The 20125-nt window shown below is 41.9% G+C and carries 22 protein-coding genes; 12 read left to right on the top strand and 10 right to left on the bottom strand.

The genetic code is table 11. The annotated features are described in order from the left end of the window. Positions 1–102 precede the first annotated feature (102 nt). From C5Z26_RS05105 to C5Z26_RS05080, 6 genes are all read left to right on the top strand, one after another. Positions 103–1026: an alpha/beta hydrolase gene (locus tag C5Z26_RS05105; protein ID WP_105448909.1), complete on the top strand. Its 924-nt coding sequence runs from the start codon at positions 103–105 to the stop codon at positions 1024–1026. A gap of 276 nt (positions 1027–1302) precedes the next feature. After that, positions 1303–2157 (top strand): GRP family sugar transporter, encoded by an 855-nt coding sequence (locus tag C5Z26_RS05100; RefSeq protein WP_105448908.1) that lies wholly within the window; start codon positions 1303–1305, stop codon positions 2155–2157. Between the two features lie 16 nt (positions 2158–2173). Beyond that, the gene (locus C5Z26_RS05095; protein WP_105448907.1) at positions 2174–2959 is read left to right on the top strand and encodes a glucose-1-dehydrogenase; all 786 of its coding nucleotides are present in this window, start codon (positions 2174–2176) and stop codon (positions 2957–2959) included. A gap of 143 nt (positions 2960–3102) precedes the next feature. Further along, positions 3103–3477 (top strand): GntR family transcriptional regulator, encoded by a 375-nt coding sequence (locus tag C5Z26_RS05090; protein WP_105448906.1) that lies wholly within the window; start codon positions 3103–3105, stop codon positions 3475–3477. Further along, entirely contained in the window at positions 3470–4180 is a 711-nt protein-coding gene (locus tag C5Z26_RS05085; protein ID WP_105448905.1) for an ATP-binding cassette domain-containing protein, read from the top strand. The genes C5Z26_RS05090 and C5Z26_RS05085 overlap by 8 nt, the downstream gene beginning before the upstream one ends. Next, positions 4173–4937, top strand: coding sequence for an ABC transporter permease (locus tag C5Z26_RS05080; RefSeq protein ID WP_105448904.1), 765 nt, complete (start codon positions 4173–4175; stop codon positions 4935–4937). The genes C5Z26_RS05085 and C5Z26_RS05080 overlap by 8 nt, the downstream gene beginning before the upstream one ends. Positions 4938–5416: 479 nt before the next feature. Here C5Z26_RS05080 and C5Z26_RS05075 read toward each other — a convergent pair whose 3' ends face one another. Beyond that, entirely contained in the window at positions 5417–6436 is a 1020-nt protein-coding gene (locus C5Z26_RS05075) for a zinc-binding alcohol dehydrogenase family protein (RefSeq protein WP_105448903.1), read from the bottom strand. A 170-nt stretch (positions 6437–6606) separates the two neighbouring features. On the opposite strand from C5Z26_RS05075, the gene C5Z26_RS05070 reads away from it, so the two are divergent. Continuing rightward, positions 6607–6957, top strand: coding sequence for a winged helix-turn-helix transcriptional regulator (locus C5Z26_RS05070; protein WP_105448902.1), 351 nt, complete (start codon positions 6607–6609; stop codon positions 6955–6957). A gap of 98 nt (positions 6958–7055) precedes the next feature. Here the strand turns inward: C5Z26_RS05070 and C5Z26_RS05065 are convergent, their stop codons facing one another. Continuing rightward, positions 7056–7610, bottom strand: a complete 555-nt coding sequence (locus C5Z26_RS05065) for a cysteine hydrolase family protein (RefSeq protein WP_105448901.1) — start codon at positions 7608–7610, stop codon at positions 7056–7058. 70 nt (positions 7611–7680) lie between these two features. Beyond that, the gene (locus tag C5Z26_RS05060; RefSeq protein WP_105448900.1) at positions 7681–9684 is read right to left on the bottom strand and encodes a cation:proton antiporter; all 2004 of its coding nucleotides are present in this window, start codon (positions 9682–9684) and stop codon (positions 7681–7683) included. A 215-nt stretch (positions 9685–9899) separates the two neighbouring features. Between C5Z26_RS05060 and C5Z26_RS05055 the strand changes: the two genes are divergently transcribed. The 3 genes from C5Z26_RS05055 (at position 9900) to C5Z26_RS05045 (ending at position 12757) form a co-directional block, all read left to right on the top strand. After that, positions 9900–10922: a Gfo/Idh/MocA family oxidoreductase gene (locus C5Z26_RS05055; RefSeq protein ID WP_105448899.1), complete on the top strand. Its 1023-nt coding sequence runs from the start codon at positions 9900–9902 to the stop codon at positions 10920–10922. 11 nt (positions 10923–10933) lie between these two features. Continuing rightward, a complete protein-coding gene (locus tag C5Z26_RS05050) occupies positions 10934–11911 on the top strand; it encodes a Gfo/Idh/MocA family protein (protein WP_105448898.1) in 978 nt (325 codons plus the stop codon). Between the two features lie 198 nt (positions 11912–12109). Next, on the top strand, positions 12110–12757 hold the full coding sequence (locus tag C5Z26_RS05045) for a FusB/FusC family EF-G-binding protein (protein WP_105448897.1): 648 nt from the start codon (positions 12110–12112) through the stop codon (positions 12755–12757). Positions 12758–12830: 73 nt separating this feature from the next. On the opposite strand, the gene C5Z26_RS05040 is transcribed toward C5Z26_RS05045, so the two are convergent. Next, positions 12831–13688: a MurR/RpiR family transcriptional regulator gene (locus C5Z26_RS05040; RefSeq protein ID WP_105448896.1), complete on the bottom strand. Its 858-nt coding sequence runs from the start codon at positions 13686–13688 to the stop codon at positions 12831–12833. 196 nt (positions 13689–13884) lie between these two features. Here C5Z26_RS05040 and C5Z26_RS05035 point away from each other — a divergent pair, with 196 nt between their 5' ends. Both C5Z26_RS05035 and C5Z26_RS05030 read left to right on the top strand, forming a co-directional pair. Further along, on the top strand, positions 13885–14823 hold the full coding sequence (locus C5Z26_RS05035; RefSeq protein WP_105448895.1) for a LacI family DNA-binding transcriptional regulator: 939 nt from the start codon (positions 13885–13887) through the stop codon (positions 14821–14823). Positions 14824–14840: 17 nt separating this feature from the next. Then, positions 14841–15611, top strand: coding sequence for an HAD family hydrolase (locus C5Z26_RS05030; protein WP_105448894.1), 771 nt, complete (start codon positions 14841–14843; stop codon positions 15609–15611). 119 nt (positions 15612–15730) lie between these two features. Here C5Z26_RS05030 and C5Z26_RS05025 read toward each other — a convergent pair whose 3' ends face one another. The 6 genes from C5Z26_RS05025 to C5Z26_RS05000 form a co-directional block, all read right to left on the bottom strand. Then, complete coding sequence (locus C5Z26_RS05025; RefSeq protein WP_105448893.1) at positions 15731–16195, bottom strand: hypothetical protein; 465 nt, start codon at positions 16193–16195, stop codon at positions 15731–15733. Further along, entirely contained in the window at positions 16192–16842 is a 651-nt protein-coding gene (locus C5Z26_RS05020) for an ATP-binding cassette domain-containing protein (RefSeq protein ID WP_105448892.1), read from the bottom strand. The genes C5Z26_RS05025 and C5Z26_RS05020 overlap by 4 nt, the downstream gene beginning before the upstream one ends. A 24-nt stretch (positions 16843–16866) precedes the next feature. Next, positions 16867–17508 (bottom strand): hypothetical protein, encoded by a 642-nt coding sequence (locus C5Z26_RS05015; protein WP_105448891.1) that lies wholly within the window; start codon positions 17506–17508, stop codon positions 16867–16869. Then, positions 17505–18218, bottom strand: a complete 714-nt coding sequence (locus C5Z26_RS05010) for a hypothetical protein (protein ID WP_105448890.1) — start codon at positions 18216–18218, stop codon at positions 17505–17507. Before C5Z26_RS05010 ends, C5Z26_RS05015 begins: the two co-directional genes overlap by 4 nt. Next, positions 18205–19002, bottom strand: coding sequence for a hypothetical protein (locus tag C5Z26_RS05005; RefSeq protein ID WP_105448889.1), 798 nt, complete (start codon positions 19000–19002; stop codon positions 18205–18207). Before C5Z26_RS05005 ends, C5Z26_RS05010 begins: the two co-directional genes overlap by 14 nt. Before the next feature lie 71 nt (positions 19003–19073). Continuing rightward, on the bottom strand, positions 19074–19496 hold the full coding sequence (locus C5Z26_RS05000; RefSeq protein ID WP_105448888.1) for a DUF2712 domain-containing protein: 423 nt from the start codon (positions 19494–19496) through the stop codon (positions 19074–19076). Positions 19497–20125 lie beyond the last annotated feature (629 nt).

Here is a 20125-nt window from a genome sequence, read left to right as displayed (position 1 = left end):
CACATACCCTCCAAATATAGTCTAGTTATCTCTAATTATAAACGTTATGATGGTGGTAGTGGCGAAAATTCACCCAATATTTAAGTAAGGTTGGCGGAATGGATGAAAAAGTGGTTAATTACAGGCGGCGTCATCGTTATTTTGTTAGCGGGCGCCTTAATTGGGGCGGGAACGTACTTCTATCAAGTTGCGATTGCGCGGGGCGATAAAGCGTTTGTGACCCAGAGTACGAAACTATCGAAAAAGAGTGCAGTCTATCGTGAAAAAAAGTGGTATTTAACCGCCAAGAAGCAAACTTGGACGATGACGTCTAAGGATCATTTAAAATTAGTTGCTTGGTATTTACCGAAAAATAAGTCAAAGAAAACAGTCGTGTTAGCCCATGGTTTTGCGGGTAATAAAGCTTTGATGGGCGCTTGGGCTGGCATGTATCATGAACTTGGGTATAACGTATTGGTCCCAGACGCTCGGGCCGCCGGTGCTAGTCAAGGTCAGGCGGTCGGCTATGGCTGGCTGGAACGTAAAGATGATTTGCAATGGGCGCAGGCCGTGGTTAAGCGAACCGCAACCACCCAAATTGTCATGAGCGGGATTAGCATGGGTGCGGCTGGCATGACCATGGCGAGTGGTGAAACGCAAATTCCGGCTATCAAGGCCTACGTGGTAGATAGTCCATTTACAAGTGCCAAAGCGATTATTAGTTATCAAGCAGGGCAGTTGTACCATTTACCAGCCTTTCCATTAGTCGATGTGACGAGTGCGATTACGAAACTACGTGCGGGGTATACGTTTGGTGCGGCGGATGCTGTTAAACAAATCAAAAAGAATCGGTTACCGATTATGATTATTAGTGGGACTAAAGATGATTTTGTGCCGACTAAGATGGGAAAAACATTGTATCAACAGGCTAATCAACCTAAAAAGTTATGGTTGGTCAAAGGGGCTGGACATACGACGGCGATTACGCAAGATTATGCGACATATAAGCGACAAGTTGCTACCTTTTTAGCCCAATATGTGCAATAAAAATGACCTTACCCATGCCAAAATCAACAGTTAGCTTGGTTAAGGATAAATGGTAAGCCCAGTTTGTTTACTGGTAATAATTAAATATAATTGGCAATTATTTACGGCCTAGTCCACGTTTATTAGGGACTAGGCATTTTTTGTGTCGCGATTCAACCAATTGCGGTTGCAAAAAATGCAAGTGGTTTTAGCTGTTGTTTGAGTAGGGGCATCGGTTATATTTAACTTGTGCAAAAGGTATTGCATGGAATAAAAGATGGAAGGAAGCCAAGTTAAATGAAATTAATCCTAACTTTGGTCCCCGCAATCGCCTGGGGAGCCTTACCATTGGCGGTTTCACGGATTAAAAGTAATCCGCGTAATCAAATTTTTGGGACTGCGGTGGGGGCCTTGTTAGTTGGCCTATTGACTGTGCTGGTGGTTCGGCCTGCAGTCACCACGACTGATTTTATGTTAGGAATGGTTGCTGGTGCTTTCTGGGTCTTAAGCCAAGTTGGTCAATATAATGCTTATCAAGCAATCGGGGTCGCCCGGACAATGCCACTTTCAACGGGGTTGCAATTAATTGGGACGACTTTGATTGGAGTCATTATTTTTGGTGAATGGCACAGTGCAGCCGCTAAGTTACTGGGCTTTATGGGTATCTTATTACTTGTGCTCGGCATTGTGCTAACGTCGGTGCAGCAGTCGACGCAAACAACGGGGCGTGGGCATCAGGCGGTGGTGACATTAGTGCTCACGACGATTGGGTATTGGGTGTACAGCGCTATTCCCAAGGTTGCTAGCACATCTGGGATTGCATTATTTTTACCAGAAGCTGTGGGCATGGTCTTGGCTGTGCTGATCTATTTGCTAGTAACGCATAATTTTAAGGTGATTAAGGAACCAGCCAGTTGGCAAACGATGATTGCTGGCGTGTTTTTCTCAATTGGGGCGATTGCTTATATCTATTCAGTTAGCCTGAATGGGGTAAATATTGCCTTTGTTGTTTCACAATTGTCCGTGGTTATTTCGACACTCGGCGGTTTATTGTTTTTACACGAGGCTCGTCATGGTCGGGCCTTAGTGCTAACGTTGTTAGGTTTAGGCCTGATTGTAGTCGGCGCGGTGCTAACGACCGTAATCAAATAAATGGAGGAATGCTAAGATGTATCAAGATTTAAAAGGTAAAGTTGCCGTCGTTACAGGTGGCTCCAAAGGAATCGGGAATGCGATTGCCGAACGGTTTGGTGCTGAAAAAATGAACGTGGTTATTAATTATCATCGTGATCGGGCTGGTGCTGAAACGGCCGCTGCCGCTGTGGTTAAAAGTGGTGGTCAAGCTGAAATTGTTCAAGCGGATATTAGTACGGCAGCCGGCGCTGAAAAGTTGTGTCAAACAGCCTTAGATCATTTTGGCAAACTCGATATTTGGGTGAATAATGCCGGGATGGAGATTAAGGCGGCAACCCATGAATTATCCCTAGCGGATTGGAATAAAGTGACCGCAGTTGACCAAACGGGGGTCTTTTTGGGCGCACGGATGGCGTTGAAGTATTTTAAAGCTAATCACGTCAAAGGAACCATTATTAACATGTCTTCGGTTCATGAACAGATTCCATGGCCGACCTTTGCCAGTTATGCGGCGGCTAAGGGCAGCGTTAAGTTATTTACGAAAACAATTGCGATGGAATATGCGAAAGATGGGATTCGCGTGAACGCCATTGGCCCGGGTGCCATTAATACACCGATTAATGCGAAAAAGTTTGCGAATCAAGCACAATACGACCAAACCGTTTCGATGGTACCGATGAATCGGATTGGGTCGCCCGCCGAAGTCGCCGCTGGAGCAGCCTGGTTAGCATCGTCGGAGTCAAGCTATGTGACCGGAATAACGCTATTTATTGATGGTGGGATGACGTTATATCCTGCTTTCAAGGATGGTCAAGGCTAAATTTAGATAAATAGGACCCCTTAAAATGATCCGCTTGTAATGGTTTAACCCTACAAGTGGATCATTTTAGTGTCAACTTGTGGTTTAAAAGTAGTTGTGTTATAGTGTTATAGATGAATAGAACACTAGGGAGGCGTTACAAAGTGCAATTTGACGACAAGATCCCAATTTATAAACAGATTAAAACGCATATTTACCATGAAATAATGATGAATCAACTAAAGCCAGGCGACCAGTTACCGGCAGTGCGGCAGTTAGCCGTGGATTTGACGGTTAATGTGAACACGGTGCAGCGGGCTTTGAGCGAGATGATTGCGGAAGGTACCTTGACGTCGCAACGGGGAAAAGGTAACTTTGTCACAACGGATACCGCACGAATTGCCCAATTAAAAGAGCAATTAGTCATGGCTCAGTTGGCGACGGTTTATGAACAACTCCATGCGCTAAATTTAGACGATTCAGAAATTATGGCTAGTTTACAACGGTATATTGAGCAGAGAGGGGCACAACATGAGTAATGTATTAGCAGTTAAAGATTTAAATTATCGCCATAATCGTAAAACAATCCTATCAACGGTTAACTTAACGATTCAAGCTGGCAAAATTGTCGGTTTATTAGGTGAGAACGGTGCCGGCAAAACGACATTGATGCGGTTAATCACGGGTAGTGCTAAAGGCAGTGGCACGATTACCGTCAGTGATGAAACCGATGAGGCGAAGCGGAAGCGTCATTTGAGCTTTTCTGAACAACTCCATGGCTTTTCCAGTGCCGTTAAAGTTGATCGGGTCGTTAGTTATTACGAGACGGTTTATCCAGATTTCGACCAAGCTCGTTATCAAGAAATTGCCGGGTTCCTTGAAATTGACGGCACTAAGAAATTAAGTGCATTGTCAAAAGGGATGAAAGAAAAAGTTGTGATTGCTTTAACGCTGGCTCGACAAGTTGACTTGTATTTACTCGATGAACCTTTCAGTGGGATTGATAGTATGAGTCGTAAACGCATCATTAGTAGTATTTTAAAGTGGAAACCCGCCACGGCGACGATTCTAATCAGTGATCACTATGTCGCAGAAATTGCCGCTATTTTAGATGAAGTCGTAATTGTGAAGGATCAAGGGATTGCAGTGCATAAGCGTGCGGACGAAATTCGTAACGATGCGGGCATGGATATTGAGACTTACTATGAAAGCTTATATGAAGGAGGCGTCAGTGATGACTAGTTTTTGGGCGATTTTTAAAGAAATGAGTCGGACTAAATTCCGAGGCATGAATCAATTACTGTTACTAGAACTGGCCGCCACTGCGGTCTCAGCAATTTGGATTGCGATTAAGGGTAACTTTACGAGTGCGACTTTATTTTACTCGGTTGCCGGTTGGTCGGTATTACCTTATTTCATTGCATTCGTGATGTTGTCAGTTAGTAATGAACGGGCGTTTCGACAAGATACGTTCCGCTTAGTGCCAATCAGTAATCTTAAGTTTTACGCGGTTAATATTTTATCGACGCTAGCTAATTTTATCTACCTTTTACTAGCGCAAGTCGTTTTAAGCGTTGTAACGGCGTTAATTGGCTGGTCACATTTATCAACGTATTATGATACGCTCTTAGTTTATCAAAGTGCAGCTAATCTACTTTGGTATGGCTTGGGGACGCTGGTCACGGTGCTGGTATTGTACTTGTTAGCTTGGAGTACAATTAGTTTAGTTCATCTGATTACGAGTGCTGCTAGCAACTTCTTACCAAGCGCTCGGCAACGGTTAGTGAATGTGATTGTGTACATCGTGGTCATCTTCCTAACATTCCGCATCGTCAGTTTCGTGATGCATCAAGTTGCGACCGTGTCACAGACGTTGTTAGGCTCAAGTGGTAGTAGTCAGTGGTTGGTGGGGCTATTAGTGATGGTTATTATTATTGCACTAGAAACGGCCGCTAACATTTTCTTATTACACAAATGGGTTGAAACCGCCGCTAATTAAGCAATGATAGTGTTCAACCGGATAATTAAATGACGTAGCAGCAACTTGATTGATGAGTTGCTGCTACGTCATTTTTTGGGACTAAATATAGGTACTTTTTTATGTGACTAAATTAAGCACTATAGAAGAACTACAACTATTATATGAAGATTAAAAGAGAGTAGATGAATCGAATTAACTTATTACATAAAAGTTAATTTGACTTAAAAAAGTCAATTGTAACGAACTAATATTTGTATCCAAGATAGGATTATATGATTTGTCATCTACAAAACTAGCATCTGTATAACCCTGTTCTTGTACCAATTTAGTTTGAAATCTATATAATAATTCAGGCATCATTTCAAAAGTTGTATGTTGTGAGAAACCAGCACTTAGTATTGAAAATCCTGAGCTTATATCTGGCGATACATTATGATAATAACGATTATTTCCAAGCATATATTCTTATCTACCTTTCTGAATGACTGGTAAAGCCATTATTTATTTGAAACAACAACTTTTCCAATCATATGTCCTTTTTCAACTAGTTTATGGGCTTCGCGCAAATTTTTAGCAGACAAGCCTTTAATTTCCTGAGTTAACGTTGTTCTTAGTAAGTTACAATCCAATAAGCCACTTATCTTGTTTAATATTTCGTGTTGCGAAATCATATCAGCAGTTTGAAAAAATGATTTAGAATACATCCACTCCCAAGCAAATTTGGCTCTCTTAGCTTTTAAATCGATTAATTTAATTGGTTGATTATTACCGGTCGTTGAGACAATAACTCCCGAGGGATTAATTAATTTAGTGATTTCTTTCCAGTGTTTTGAAAGATTATTTAATTCTAAAATATAATCGACGCCGTCATAACCTAGTTCATGGACCTGTTGCACGAGATCTTGATGGTGATTAATAATATCATCGGCTCCAAGCGCTTTGACCCATTTGATTGCAGCTGTACGTGAGGCAGTTGCAATAGTGTGCAACCCGGCCATATGTGCCAATTGGATAGCGATTGAACCGACACCACCAGCACCATTGATGATTAATAGACTTTTTTGGTGATTAGATGCAGTTGCGCTAGGATCAATAGCCATTTGTTCAAATAGGCTTTCCCAAGCGGTTAAACTTGTTAATGGCATTGCTGCTATTTCAGCCGGATTTAGACTGGTGGGAGCTTTTCCTACGAGTCGTTCGTCAACGACGTGGTACTCACTATCACATCCCGGACGATCAAATGCACCTGCATAAAATACACGATCACCTGGACGAAATAAGGTGACTGCTTTGCCAATACTGGCTACAGTGCCATAAGCATCCCAACCGATTACTTTTGGATTTTTAAGCGGTGTACCACGGGTACTACGGACGTAGACATCAACTGGATTAACCGAGACCGCCTTAATCTTGACTAAAATATCATGTGTTTTTGCTATTGGTATGGGTGCGGTAAACTCATAAATACTGTTCTTGTTATTAATGTCTAAATATTCTTTAAATCCAAATGATTTCATGTTGAGACCCCCTTTATCAACCACAACTATAGACCTGTTAACAAAAACGACAATCCTGTAATTTTTGTTAGTTAGTTACAAGTTGGTAACTGCACTATAGTTACCAATTAGAACTAATTTAATTTAGGGCGTGGATGGTGTAAGATATGGTCTTAAAAGGTGGTGTTTATATGAAACGATACACCTATAATTGTGAGCAGGGCTGTCCGGTTGATAGTACGCTGCAAGTCATCTCCGGCAAATGGAAAGCGGTATTGCTGTATTATCTGTTTGAAAATAAAAAATGTAGATTTGGAGATTTTCAGAGATTTTTACCCAGGTTGTCTGCACGAATGTTGGCGTTGCAATTAAATGAATTAGAACAAGATAACATCATTGCAAAAAAAGTATTTCCAGTTATGCCACCCAAAACGGAATATAAGCTCACCAAATTTGGGCAGACGTTACAGCCATTAATTGACGAAATGGTGCGATGGGGTGAGTATTACAACACTGTTCATAGTGAACAAACTGAGGGCTGATTTGTTCATCATAAAATACACCACTGCGGATAGAAAAATCTAACCGTGGCGGTGTATTTTTTTGAAGCTATTTAATGTGATTAAGCTAACTTGTAAGTCTAAACAATTGTCGCACCTAAGCTATTTTTAAAATGGTCCAAAGCCCAAGCGTGACCGGTGGGATTAAAGCTGGCAACGCCAGCTTGATGGATCACTAATTGGTACCCGAGATTATAGGCATCAATCGCAGTATGCAAGATACAAATGTCGGTACAGACGCCCACTAAATGGAGCGTATCCACGTGACGTTCTCGTAACCGTAAATCAAGGTCGGTACCTGCAAAGGCACTGTAACGGGTTTTGTCGAACAACCAAACTTGGTCTTCTTGCTGATGCTTGGCATACCAAGCATTCAAAGGGCCATATAACTCGCGCCCCCAAGTCCCACGGACATTATGGGGTGGAAATAGCTTACTTTCTGGATGATAAGGGTCATTCGGCGTATGCACATCGGTAGGTAACAGAATCCAATCGCCTTGCGTAGCCATCTGATCAGCTAGGGCAACAATCGTTGGCGCTAAGGCCTGTCCCGGTTGTCCACAGGTTAAGGCACCGTTGTCCGCGACAAAGTCATTCGTATAATCAATGATGAGTAATGCTTGTTTCGTTGCCATAAAAAGCCTCCTTAAACTAACTTGGTTCTAGTATGTCGAGTGGGGCGATGACTGTCAACTGATTGCAAAGTTAATCGGTATTGACGGATTGAAGATAGACTAATTGATCGGTCGAAATTTGTTCATATAATTCATTGCTTAACGCCTTGGAATATTTTTTAGCGGCCGTTTGTGCTTGAATAAAGTTATATTCTTGTTGAAAGGCTTCAATTAATAATTCGTTTTGGACCGCACGGAAATTACGTTGACCAGAAAAACGGCGATGGCGTTCATCGTAGGCCCGCCGAACTAGTTCGGTTTCTTGGCGATTGTCAGCAGTTAGATGGTCATCGAGATAAGCGATAATGGCGGTGTAAGGTTGTTTTTCCACCGCCTGCATTTGTGCCCAAAATTCTTGTCCTTGAGCGATAACTTGTTCACGGGTCAGGTGGGCTTTTTTGATCTGACGGAAGTATTGGCGGCGTCGGCGAGCCCCTTTACCAAAGGATAGTTTTTTTATGAACAAGAATTTGATAAAGATGAGCACTCGGCGACCGGCACTTTGCTGATATTGTAAGCGGGTCTGCGCCGCTACCCGAATGTAGCGTTCAGCAGTCTCAACGTCTGTATCGCCATTAGCAACCATTGTTTCAATGGTTTGGCGTTCAAGCATAAAGACCTTGTCAAAGAGGGCAGCTAACTTTGTGCGATTCGGGCGACCATCAACGGTCCGTTGGCCTTCTAAAGTCATGATGACTTGACTGGCATTCGGTGTATCACCGTAGCGAGACTGAATCATATGAATCGCATCCGCCACCATTTCTGACTTGGCAGTTGCAAGTTCGGCGGCCGTAATCTTGACTTTTTTTTGTGGCAAGATTAAGGGCAATAAGAGCGTCGGCACTAGTAAACTGGTTAGAATGACCACGGCTGCAATAAAGATAATATCGTTACGATAGGTGAAAGCGTGATTTCCTAAAGTTAATGGCAACGAGAAAGCCATGGCTAATGTAATTGTCCCATGCACGCCACTCAGGGCTAGGACGAGACTATTGATGTTTTTGCCATGGGTATCCCACGCTCGAAGCTTAGCGAAATCGAGCCGGGTCCATAAGAAACGAATCAGGGTCATGACCACATAAAGGACGAGACCAATACCGACCAGTATCGTGACTGACCGGGTATCACGTTGTTGCAGATGGACGATTACTTCAGGCAGTGAGACCCCTAATAAGACAAAGACAATCCCATTTAAAATACTGGCGACAATCGACCAAGTCGTGGACATGACAATCTGTAAGCGGGAGGTGGTGAGGCGCAAGTGTTCTTGCTGGACCCCGTGCATTAAGCCGGTGGTAACGACAGCCAAAATCCCTGAAACCCCGACCGCTTCGGCTAATAAATAAACGATGAATGGGGTGAGTAAAGTATAAGGGACAATGACTGACGGGGTATCGACGTGAATACGGATGAGCATTAAGCGGCCAGCCACAATGATGTAACCTAAGACTAACCCGACCATAATTCCGCCGGCAAAGACGTAGAGAAAGCTACTGATACCATGCCAGATTGAAAATTCTCCGGTGACTAAGGCCGCAATGGCTAAGTTGAAGGCCACAATTCCGGAAGCATCATTGAATAAGGATTCATTTTCCAGGGTATCCATAACTTCACCGGGGACGGAAACCTTCGTCGTGATTGACGAAACGGCGACCGCATCGGTTGGCGTGATAATGGCCCCTAGCGCAAAAGCCAAAGCTAATGAAAATGCTGGGACGAGTAAGTGGGTCACAACCCCCACGACTAAGATCGTGATGATGGCTAAGACGACCGCTAACGAGAGGGTCGTCCCTAGTCGATGAGTCAATTTGCGAATACTTGTATTCTGACCATCATTGAACATGAGAACGGAAATGATGACCAATAAGAAGAGTTCTGGTTCCAATTCAAAATGTCGATATAATGGGATAAACGACAAAATAAGCCCAGCAGCAATTTGTAAAAAAGCCACGGGGATATGATTAAAGCGTGCATAGACCGCGTTGGCTGCGACGACAGCCGCGATTAATAAAAGCACTAAGAAGACAGTTTGCACCCGGTGTTTCCTCCTTGAGTTAGTTAATTGACTTAATTTTAACGCAAGTTAGCACATGATTGAAAGCAAGTCCCAATGGATTGAACCTGACGTTTGAATTGGCGCAGTTAACGGCATGAATTTTGAACATGGTGACCTGTTTAAGTGAAAACGCTTGGATACCTGGCATAACCCGGTATAATGAAAGCATCAAATCAACTTGGAGGCACTTAATCATGTTAACAATTGCGTATATCGGTAATGGGAAGAGTACGAATCGCTATCACTTACCCTTTGCTTTGAAACTCGATCAGCAGATTAAAGTAAAAACGATCTATTCACGGTCTGGTCATTCGGACTGGGCCCCAATTGCCGGCATTAATTATACCACGGACCTCAACGATATTTACGGTGACCCTGAAATTCAATTAGTCGTGGTTGCCACGCCGAGTCAGTCGCATTATGCGATGGCGAAAGATGTCTTAATGCATGGTAAAAATGCATTAGTTGAAAAGCCCTTTACAGAAACGTCAGCAGAAGCACGAGCGTTATTTGCACTAGCAAAACAAAAGAATTTACTGATTCAATGCTATCAAAATCGCCGCTATGATTCCGACTTTTTGACCGTCCAAAAGGTGATTGAAAGTGGTCGTTTAGGGGACTTGTTAGAAGTTGAAATGCATTTTGATTATTTTCGACCAGAAGTGCCAGCTAGTATTACGCACTTTTCCGTTGGGACGAGCTACTTATATGGGCATGCTTGTCATACTTTAGATCAAGTCATTTCCTATTTTGGTCGGCCGGATAAAGTTCATTACGATGTACGGCAATTGCTCGGCACTGACCGGATGAATGATTATTTTGATTTAGATCTGTATTATGGCACTTTAAAAGTTTCCGTTAAATCCAGTTATTTCCGGATTAAGCCACGGCCAAGTTTTGTGGTGTATGGGAAGCAAGGCATGTTCTTAAAAGCGGGTAAAGACCGGCAAGAAACGGATTTAAAGCATTTTTATTTACCAGATCATCCGGACTTTGGGTTAGACCAGCCAGCTGATTATGGGACGTTAACGTATATGGACGATGCAGCTCAGTATCATGAAGAAAAAGTGGTTTCAGCGGTGGGCGATTATAGTCGGGTCTATGCCGGCCTGTACGAGGCCATTATTAATGGTCAACCTAAGACGGTTAAAGATGAAGAAACGATTTTACAGATTGAATTATTAGAAGGTGGCATTCAAGCCATGCAAAACGCATAGGAGGTGGTAATATGCACTTAGGATTAATTGGGACTGGCATGATTGTGCAAGATATGTTAACCATGATTGGCGACTTACCAGCGATTAAGTTGGAAGGCATCTTGAGTACACCACACAGTGTGGACCGTGCACAAAAGTTACAAGGCACTTATGGCATTAAACACGTATATACGGATTATGATGAGCTATTGGCAAATCCGGCAATTGATACCGTCTATGTGGCGCTACCCAATGTGTTGCATTATCAATTCACGAAACAGGCGTTGCAGCAAGAAAAAAATGTTATCTGTGAGAAGCCGTTTACCTTGGCAGCTAGTCAATTGGATGAGTTAATCGCGTTAGCGCAATCACGGGATTTGGTATTAGTCGAGGCCATTACGACTCAGTATTTAGCCAACTATCAAGGCATCAAGGCTAACTTAGCTAAGCTTGGTGACTTAAAAGTGATCGAATGCAATTATTCTCAATATTCGTCACGATATGATCGGTTTAAAGCGGGCATCGTTTTACCAGCATTTGATCCTAAAATGGGTGGTGGGGCGTTGATGGACTTGAACATTTACAACATCCACTTTGTCGTCGGCTTGTTAGGAGCGCCTACCGCAGTTAAGTATTTGGCTAATCTTGACCGCGGCATTGATACTTCGGGCATGTTAATCTTAACCTATCCAACAACCAAGGTTGTCTGCATCGGTGCTAAGGACTGTACGGCGCCGATTCAGTCAACAATTCAGGGGACTGACGGTTCTATCGTCGTGGCTGGTCCGACCAATACGGTGGCGAGTTACACAACGACGTTACGCGCGACCGCTGCGACGACAGTTAACCAAAATCAACACGCTCATCGGATGTTCGCTGAATTTGCTGAGTTTGATCGGATGATTACGACCCATGATATGCCGCGCGTGCGACAACAGTTGGCGCATTCGCAACAAGTCATGGCCGTAGTAGACCAAGCTTTATCCTCTGCGGAACTAACTTTAGGGTAAGTCAGTGGTTCAGTGGATTGCCAAGTCGGGGATTCTTTTATATACTAATATTTATCGCCACCAAACAGGTGAGCGATAAGGAGATGATCAACGATGATGGCATCGTTATTGGTACGGAAAAGTGCTGCTAGTTAGCGACACTTTTCTGCAAAACCTTTCAGAGAAGTGTCTGGTTTGAATCTGAAAGGAAACCAACTTATGAAACCGACAATCACCACTTACGACTATAGTTATATTACCCAGCAAATCAATCACTTAGTGAGCACCTATTTGGCCGTTAATGATTGGCAAATTAGAGCCACCGTCCGAGCAATGACGGTGGAACGAGTTGCCGCCATTCTGCCTAGTGGGGACCCTATTACGCAAGCTTTTTTGACACAATTGGCACCTGATCGGCTTTCACGAGCTATGGCGGCGCAATTGTTAACTCAATTGATTCCGTTAGTCGTCCCGTTTCCGCAGCTGTCGGCGAAACAATTAACGAAGCTGTTTCGCAAGGTTAAGAAGCTCAAACAGCCCACTTGGGCCGACTTGAATTTGCATGAGTTGACCTATCTGGGCTGGAATGATGGTGGCAATCAGAAGAAATATTTGGTATTGCCAGATAATGACCGCTTAATTGGGATTCAGGGGTCATTAGCGCCGACGACTGTCAAAGGCGTTTGTGCGATTTGTCAGACGATTGGCAACGTGGCTTTATTTATGGCAACGACTAGGCGTTCTGGTTTGGGAACTTATACGCGTAAGGGAAACTACATTTGTCGAGATAGTGCGCAATGTAATCGGCAGTTAACCGATCCACAAGCACTAACCGCCTTCTTAGCGGTGGTACGACCACAACGTTAACTGATAATTTAAATTAAAACGACCACTGGTAACGTCATGATGACGATTACTGGTGGTCATTTTTGACTTGGCCTTATTTGGTGGTTAAAGGGCCTGCTTGCATGAGTCCTTGCGCCTGCTGCAACTGAGTTAGATGTTGATGGAAATTTTGCGCATACATTTTTGCAAATAAGGTATCTAATAGATACTCAAAGGCTGCTTGGGAGGCAAAAGTCCCCACTTTAGCAAAATCAGTTTCATTTTGGGCGGTAATTAAATGATGGGTCGTTAATGGAATCAGGGGTGAATGATGATTACCGGTTAAGACGATACTTGGAATCTGGTGGGCCTGGAAGTAACGGGCAAATTGGCACTGTGTCTTGATGGTGCCCGCATAAGAAATGAAAAAGGCCCAATCATGCGTTGTCAGGTTGGCGGCATTCCAAGCCTCATCGTGGTATTCATCGGCGATGATAGCAAATTTATTGATTTTAACCAACTTATTTTGAAAACTACGGGCGCGTAATTGAGAATCACCTTCGGCAAACAAAAAAATTCGCTCAGCGGTGTTTAACTGTTGTGCAAGGGTTGTTAGGGTCGTAACGTCAAGTTGTGCTAGGGCAGATTGAATCGCAGTAATCGTCAAGGTCGCCATCTTTTGGGCAATGGCTTGGGTGGAATCGGTGGCGTCAAACGGGAAGTTAGCATCGACCGGGGCGTGGGTTTGAGCGGCCGCCGCTGTGGTTAAGGCCCGTTGGAAGTCCCGAAAGCCACGGTAACCCAACTTTTGTGCTAGGCGAATAATGGCCGAATGTGACGTATAGGTGGCGGTAGCTAGGTCTTTAATGAACCCAGTGGTCACCGTCGCTAAATTTTGAAGAATATAATCGGCAATGCGTTTTTCGGTTGTGGTAAAATCGGCCTGTTTGGTGAGTGCCGTTAGAATTAACATAAAAGCCACCTCTTAAATCTTAGTTTACCATGAGTTTAGGTCGATGACGATCAACTTACGCCTTGACCTGGGACCGGTTTCATAAATTAGGCTAGACCTACTGACTAATTTTCAAGGTCAGCAAGCGTCGTTAAGAATTAATCGTGCATTGAAAGCGGTTAAACGGTAAAATGGAATTGATAGGAGTTGAAGACCGATGACAAATATTCATGATATTGCGCGCCTTTCCGGATATTCCGTTTCAACGGTCTCACGTGTTATTAATCATCAAAAATATGTTGCCGATGAAAAACGTGCCAAGGTCGAAGCCATTATGCAACAATTGGATTACGTGCCGAATCGGGTGGCTCGGGATTTAAGTAGTGGCCGAACAAAGACGATTGGGGTGGTATTGCCTTATGCGAATCATCCCTATTTTGCGCGGATTATTGATGGCATTGTCAGGGCGGCTTTTGCAGCCGGTTATAAGATTACATTACTCCCGACAAACTATGATCGGACAGTTGAACAAGCTTACTTAGATCAGTTACGCAGTAAAGCGTATGATGCGTTAATTTTTACATCACGAAGTAGTTCGTTGGCGGTATTGACCCAATATCGCAAGTACGGTCAGATTGTCTGTTGTGAAGACCCCGGTGACGAGGAACCACTGGCAGCGGCCTATACGGACCGCATGGCTTCTTATGTGCGCGCCTTGACTTGGGCCCAAACGACGGGTTATCAGAAAATGGGCGTTGTACTTAGTCGTAGTAGTGAAATTAGTGCCAGTACCCGGGTGACCCGGCGTGCCTACGAACAAGTTTATGGGCCTTTGTTAGCTCGTAATTTATTTGTCGGGGCCGTGACTTATGACGATGGTTACCGTGCCGGGGCCTACTTTGCAAAGCTGACGCCAACGGTCGATGCCATCTTCGCTAATGGGGATGACATTGGGGCCGGGGTCCATCAGTATTTTGTTGACGAGGGATTACCACCGATACCGGTGATTGGACAAGAAAACTTGTTATCAAGTCGATTATTAAAATTTTCAACAATTGATCATCATTTAGAGGCCTTGGGACAAGCGGCGTTCCAGTTGGCGATTAGTACCACCACACAACATGAGTTAATAAAATCAGAATTTATTAGACGGTAGGCTGGAGGCCTGGAAAAATGGTAGCGAGATTAGCAGTTTTTGATATTGATGATACTTTGTTGGCGCGGAATAAAAAATTATTACCCAGTACCATTAAGAGTATTGAAAAATTAAAGCAACAAAACATTAACGTGGCAATTGCCACTGGTCGGAACTTAGCAATGGCTAAAAAGGTGATTTCAGCGTTGGATTTAAGAGATTTTGTCTTATGCAATGGGTCCGCAGCATTTGCGAACCATCAACAAGTCCATCAGCAGACTTTATCAACAGCGAATATGGCAACCTTAGTAAAAGCAGCGGATGAACAGCATGTGGACATTGTTTTTGAATCTTTGGATGGCTTGCATGCCCATACGCATCCGTCAGCGGCGACGCAAGCAGTCTTAGCAACGTTTCATGCGCCTGAAATGACTTATGATCCAGATTATTATTTAACGCATGATACTTATCAAGCCATGATGTTTTATGACCATGCCATGCATCAACGGTTACCACATGCCGCTGAATTCTCATTCGTGCGGTTTCACGAGTTCGGCGTGGATGTTATTCCGAAAGTGGGTTCTAAGGCAGCGGGGATTGCGAAGTTGGCGGCGGCTTTAAACGTGGCACCGGCGGATGTCGTTGCTTTTGGCGATAATCAAAATGATCGTGAAATGTTGAAGCATGCTGGCATCGGCATTGCAATGGGCAATGCGACGCCTGAAATTAAAGCTTATGCAGATTTAACGACAACGGATTGTGATCACGATGGGATTGCGAATGGGTTGAAGTCGATTGGTTGGATTTAAATCGTTGTCAAAGCAGTATCTAGATGGCACTCGTCTAGATACTTCTTTTGCGTTATAAGAAGAATAAAAAAGCGTTTGGATTTTATCCCAAGCGCTGCAAAAATAGTTAGATTTAAAAGTTAGTTCAAAGTCTTGAACACTAGTTTTCGATAGTGGCCCTTAGCGGGATTAGTCACGATAACTAGATTAGGTTGAACCTGTGGATCAACTTGAGTATTGACTTTGATGACATTAGTCCCCCGACTTAAGTTAGTTGATGGCATACCATTAATTGTTAAATCATCCGTTAAAAATTGATTTGGTTGGATAGCCGTTCCTTCCATAAGGTACCAATGGTCTAAAGTGAAGGGCATTTTTTTAGTTGCTGTGACGGTTAAGCTTGCATAATAGTGATTTTTTTTACGATACTGGCTAAAGCTTTTAAGTGTTACATTAGGCGTTAATTGATTAGCTACTGGTGAAATGTGAACAGTGTTGACTGAAAAATTGTGATAGCGTTGATCAACGTTAGCTTTGTGTACAATTAATAAAGCCGCAATAGCGATTATTGGCAGTAATAAAAGCGATAGTTTTTTACCTCTCATGAAATGGCTTCCTCCCGTGTAATACAACCTTCATTGAGAAAGTAAATATAATCAGACACTGAACGCAGGAAGCTCGCATCATGACTAGAAACTAAGATTGTCTTCCCTTTTTGACGTAGGTCTCGGATTAAGGCTTGTAAAAAATGTTGACCATCTTCATCTAAAGCGTTAGTAGGTTCATCCAAAATAATGATTTCTTGATTGCCAATCAGCGCTGTTGCAATTGATAGTCGTTGTTGCATACCTAATGAATAAGCTGAAACTTTACGATTGTCGGTTGGGTCTAAACCAACGTATTTTAGTAATACTGGAATTTCGCTAACTGGATACTTGGCTAGGATACAAAGTAGTTCTAAATTAGCAGGACCACTTTTGCTGGGTAAGACGCCGTACTCGGACATTGAAAAGCCGACGTTATTTGCAAAGAGGGTGTCCTTGCGGATAATGGCCCCATTGACTAATACGGTACCGGTAGTTGGTCGGATAAAGCCCAGAATTGTTTTAAAAGTCATTGATTTTCCAGAACCATTAGGACCGCTAAATCCATAAACACCGGGATGCTTAATTTCTAAATTGATGTTTTTTAAGGCAAAATTGTGTTTATATTTTTTTGAAACTTTGGTTAATTTAATTAATGGTAAGGTCATGATGAGCACTCCTTAAATAGCTAGTTAATTGAAATCAATTTTTTTTAATAAGGCTGGTAACATTAGGATTAGCCCAATGATTGGCAATAAGGCACTTAAATACCAGCCTAATTGGTTGGCTGAAAAATGAATGAACATTAGTGGCGCCAGAATCGGGATGTAAAGACTACCAGTGGTGACTAGTAAAGCAACGATAAAGATAATTAAGCTGTAGATACTGCCGATCAAAATTGATAGCATACTATAAAATAAAGTGAGTACATTTAGCGTAATTAATAGGTAAAGGCAAAAAACAAAATTAAAAGGTGTAGGGGCGATTAATACCCAACTAAGTACGAGCCCCGAAGTTAACCCAACAAGTTGTAAAACGAGACTACTAAGATAGAGGGTTAGCTTGGTCGTATTGACAAGGAGATAGTCAGTCTTAACAACTTGTTCACTGTAATTACCTACTATTAATAGTGGTGATAAGACTAAGAAAAACCAATTGATTGGAATGGTAGGAGTGGTAATCGAGATGACAGCGCCAGTTAGTGCATTGGTGATGGAGCCGGTTCTAAAGATTATCAGACCATCAATTAGTATGATCACGATGCCCCTAATATGACCATTTTGCCACATGAGTTGATTATTTCTTTGTAAGATTAAACGTAAGGTAGCAATCATAGTCGTACCCCTCGCAATAATAAAGGCTGGCTGTATTTTGTCAGTATAATGAAATATAGTGCAGTTAGACTTAGGTCTTTGAGCGCTATGATCAAATCAAAGGTATCAACCGACATCGTTAAGCCATTGCCAATAATTAAGGACACATTGAAGTGTGTGAATAAGCTGGCATCTAAATACAGCAATAATAGGAATAGAAGATAGGCGATTATTTTTTCAAAGAAAATCAACAGCAACATTAGGATATAACTGCTAAGTAAGAAGCCAACGAAGTGTAAGCTTAAAAAGCCCAGTCCTAGAAGAACATTGGTGAATGAAAACAATTCGAATTGATGATAAATCAGTCCAAAAGCAGTCGTACCAAGCAAAAGACAACCCATGTATATTAATAATACTTTTATGATTTGGGTAAGACAAAAGGATTTCAGTGTGTCATTGAGGGTAAGCCAATATAGTTCTACTGGCGTTGCTTTTTGCAAGGCCAAGACGATTAAAGCACTCGTTATTGGCAAGAGATAGATCGTCTGATTGTGAAAGCTTTGAATGGTCATGACAAGTAAGGGTATTAAGTCTAAGTGCGCTGGTGCCATGGCACTAGTGGTGTTAACCAGTAGTGAAAAAGTAAATATACTTAAGATGAGCATGAAAAATACGACCAGCAATTTATTTTGAAAGGTCGTGCGTTTTCTAAGATAATTAAACATAAGCATGTTTGCGCACTCCCCAAATGAAAAATAATAGCATAATTATTAGGCTTATCAAATAAACCAATAGATAGGTTAAAAGTGACGGGACATAGCCAAAACCAACGCCAGCAACTAGTAGAATCGGTGAAAATATCTTTTGTGGGAAAATTGTTGCTAATATTGTTAGGAGTAAAGTGATTAAAAAGCCAGCGGTTAGATTAGCAAATTGGTTGTTAATGAAGAAAGCTAAAGTGGCTGAAAACAATGCAAATCCACCGCCCAATAAGGCAGGTAATAGCAAATATAGTAGGACTAGATTTGCTGGATTAGTATAGTATTCAGAAGCTAAAAAAGTAGATTGTGGTAAAATTGCGGCATTAGCATTCAGAATTAAATCAGGTTTAAGTGTCGGAAATAAGCTCCAAGCAAAGAAAAGATTGACTAGTAGTGGGATTAAGACAGTCAATAAACCACTGAAAAAGCTAATCGGAAAGGTGTAGCAAAAGTATTTGATGATGCCTTGTTTACTAATTTGTTGCCAGAAAAAACCGCTCTTGATATCATCACTTACGATTTGACTAGCGCTTAAGGCACTGATAATTGGAATGACCCAGAAGAAAGCGATGGTCCAGCTACTACTGTCAAAGCTGATCCAACGATTATAAGTTGAAAACCAAAAGTTATTACCATCAAGTTGTGATAGTAATGGTAACATAGTCGCGATGACGTGGATTAGCGCAATTAGTAGACCAATCCATAAGCCAATAAAGTATTTAGGAACTAAACTTCTTTTTATTGTAAAAGCCATGATTTCCCCCATAGTGTTAATATTTATTAAAAAAGAGTGCGTAAATTGCACTCTTTTGGACGAATATTTAATTAATGATCGGCATGCCAGTAACCGTAGGCATGTCCGTTTGAATGCGATGAGGCATTGATGTAAGCGGCATTCCCACGCCCATACCATTCCACCAACTTATTGTATAGGTTATAAGAGTGGTTAGCATAAATATGATAGGTATGACCTTGAGAAACATTGACATTCCCAGTTTTTCCAGCTTTATATGAATGTCCCCAAGCTGTTGCGCTATACCAAGGAATGTTAACTGTATTGGACTTAAGACCGTAACCAGACGTAGTTTGCTTCGTTTGACGATAGCTTACGTCATTTGGATTGTTCCATCGAAATTCAAAATGAACCCGTGTTAAATCAGCTGCAGATGCAACCTTAGTCCCTCCAAGACTATACAAAGGAATCACCAACAGTATTGCTATTAAAATTCGAGATAATGTTTTTTTCATAATCTCACCCCCTGAGCATTACTATAACAGATAAATAATTATTATACTAGTTATATAATAATCATTTAATTATATGTATATAACTGTTCATTGAGTGTGCTATTGGAAACGATTAGCTTGATATTCAGATTTAAAAAAGAGAACTAGGTTGACTGGAATTATTATGTTACAGTCTCTTTGAGGTTGATAGATGAAAATATAAAATTCATCAGTCAACGTTAAAAGAATTTTATTATACCTAGTAATTAGGGTTGCAGTACATAAAAGCTGAATATTATTCAAGGTATATCAAAAACTGATTTATCGAAAACTGGCTATCTTAAATCATATTTAATTGGCAAATGTTTTTTGTGTAGGACGGTATTGATGGATATCCCTTGAAAAAGCTTTGTTTCCAGTATGAGTCGAAAAATAACGAGAAAAACTGATTAATCAAAAGATACTTAGGTGCTTTGAAAGTCATCAACAATGAAATGTTGCTCTCAAAATAAGAATCTACCCTGAGTATGACGAAAGTCTTGATTTTTACGTTTCGATTAAATGGCTCAAGTATGGTTATCAGATTCTACAGAGGTTGGTCATGGTATTAGTGGCGAGCATAAGGTACGGTTGTGTAGTGTTCTAGATGT

Origin of the sequence: Lactobacillus sp. CBA3606, assembly GCF_002970935.1 — a bacterium.
In the GTDB taxonomy this organism is placed as follows: Bacteria; Bacillota; Bacilli; order Lactobacillales; family Lactobacillaceae; genus Lactiplantibacillus.
This window is presented reverse-complemented; position numbering and strand designations above follow the sequence as displayed.

Bases quoted from the DNA above. Each gene is read 5' to 3' on its own strand.
- C5Z26_RS05105 (WP_105448909.1), top strand. From the start codon at position 103: ATGAAAAAGTGGTTAATTACAGGCGGCGTCATCGTTATTTTGTTAGCG.
- C5Z26_RS05100 (WP_105448908.1), top strand. From the start codon at position 1,303: ATGAAATTAATCCTAACTTTGGTCCCCGCAATCGCCTGGGGAGCCTTA.
- C5Z26_RS05095 (WP_105448907.1), top strand. From the start codon at position 2,174: ATGTATCAAGATTTAAAAGGTAAAGTTGCCGTCGTTACAGGTGGCTCC.
- C5Z26_RS05085 (WP_105448905.1), top strand. From the start codon at position 3,470: ATGAGTAATGTATTAGCAGTTAAAGATTTAAATTATCGCCATAATCGT.
- C5Z26_RS05080 (WP_105448904.1), top strand. From the start codon at position 4,173: ATGACTAGTTTTTGGGCGATTTTTAAAGAAATGAGTCGGACTAAATTC.
- C5Z26_RS05075 (WP_105448903.1), bottom strand. From the start codon at position 6,436: ATGAAATCATTTGGATTTAAAGAATATTTAGACATTAATAACAAGAAC.
- C5Z26_RS05070 (WP_105448902.1), top strand. From the start codon at position 6,607: ATGAAACGATACACCTATAATTGTGAGCAGGGCTGTCCGGTTGATAGT.
- C5Z26_RS05065 (WP_105448901.1), bottom strand. From the start codon at position 7,610: ATGGCAACGAAACAAGCATTACTCATCATTGATTATACGAATGACTTT.
- C5Z26_RS05055 (WP_105448899.1), top strand. From the start codon at position 9,900: ATGTTAACAATTGCGTATATCGGTAATGGGAAGAGTACGAATCGCTAT.
- C5Z26_RS05050 (WP_105448898.1), top strand. From the start codon at position 10,934: ATGCACTTAGGATTAATTGGGACTGGCATGATTGTGCAAGATATGTTA.
- C5Z26_RS05045 (WP_105448897.1), top strand. From the start codon at position 12,110: ATGAAACCGACAATCACCACTTACGACTATAGTTATATTACCCAGCAA.
- C5Z26_RS05040 (WP_105448896.1), bottom strand. From the start codon at position 13,688: ATGTTAATTCTAACGGCACTCACCAAACAGGCCGATTTTACCACAACC.
- C5Z26_RS05035 (WP_105448895.1), top strand. From the start codon at position 13,885: ATGACAAATATTCATGATATTGCGCGCCTTTCCGGATATTCCGTTTCA.
- C5Z26_RS05030 (WP_105448894.1), top strand. From the start codon at position 14,841: ATGGTAGCGAGATTAGCAGTTTTTGATATTGATGATACTTTGTTGGCG.
- C5Z26_RS05025 (WP_105448893.1), bottom strand. From the start codon at position 16,195: ATGAGAGGTAAAAAACTATCGCTTTTATTACTGCCAATAATCGCTATT.
- C5Z26_RS05020 (WP_105448892.1), bottom strand. From the start codon at position 16,842: ATGACCTTACCATTAATTAAATTAACCAAAGTTTCAAAAAAATATAAA.
- C5Z26_RS05015 (WP_105448891.1), bottom strand. From the start codon at position 17,508: ATGATTGCTACCTTACGTTTAATCTTACAAAGAAATAATCAACTCATG.
- C5Z26_RS05010 (WP_105448890.1), bottom strand. From the start codon at position 18,218: ATGCTTATGTTTAATTATCTTAGAAAACGCACGACCTTTCAAAATAAA.
- C5Z26_RS05005 (WP_105448889.1), bottom strand. From the start codon at position 19,002: ATGGCTTTTACAATAAAAAGAAGTTTAGTTCCTAAATACTTTATTGGC.
- C5Z26_RS05000 (WP_105448888.1), bottom strand. From the start codon at position 19,496: ATGAAAAAAACATTATCTCGAATTTTAATAGCAATACTGTTGGTGATT.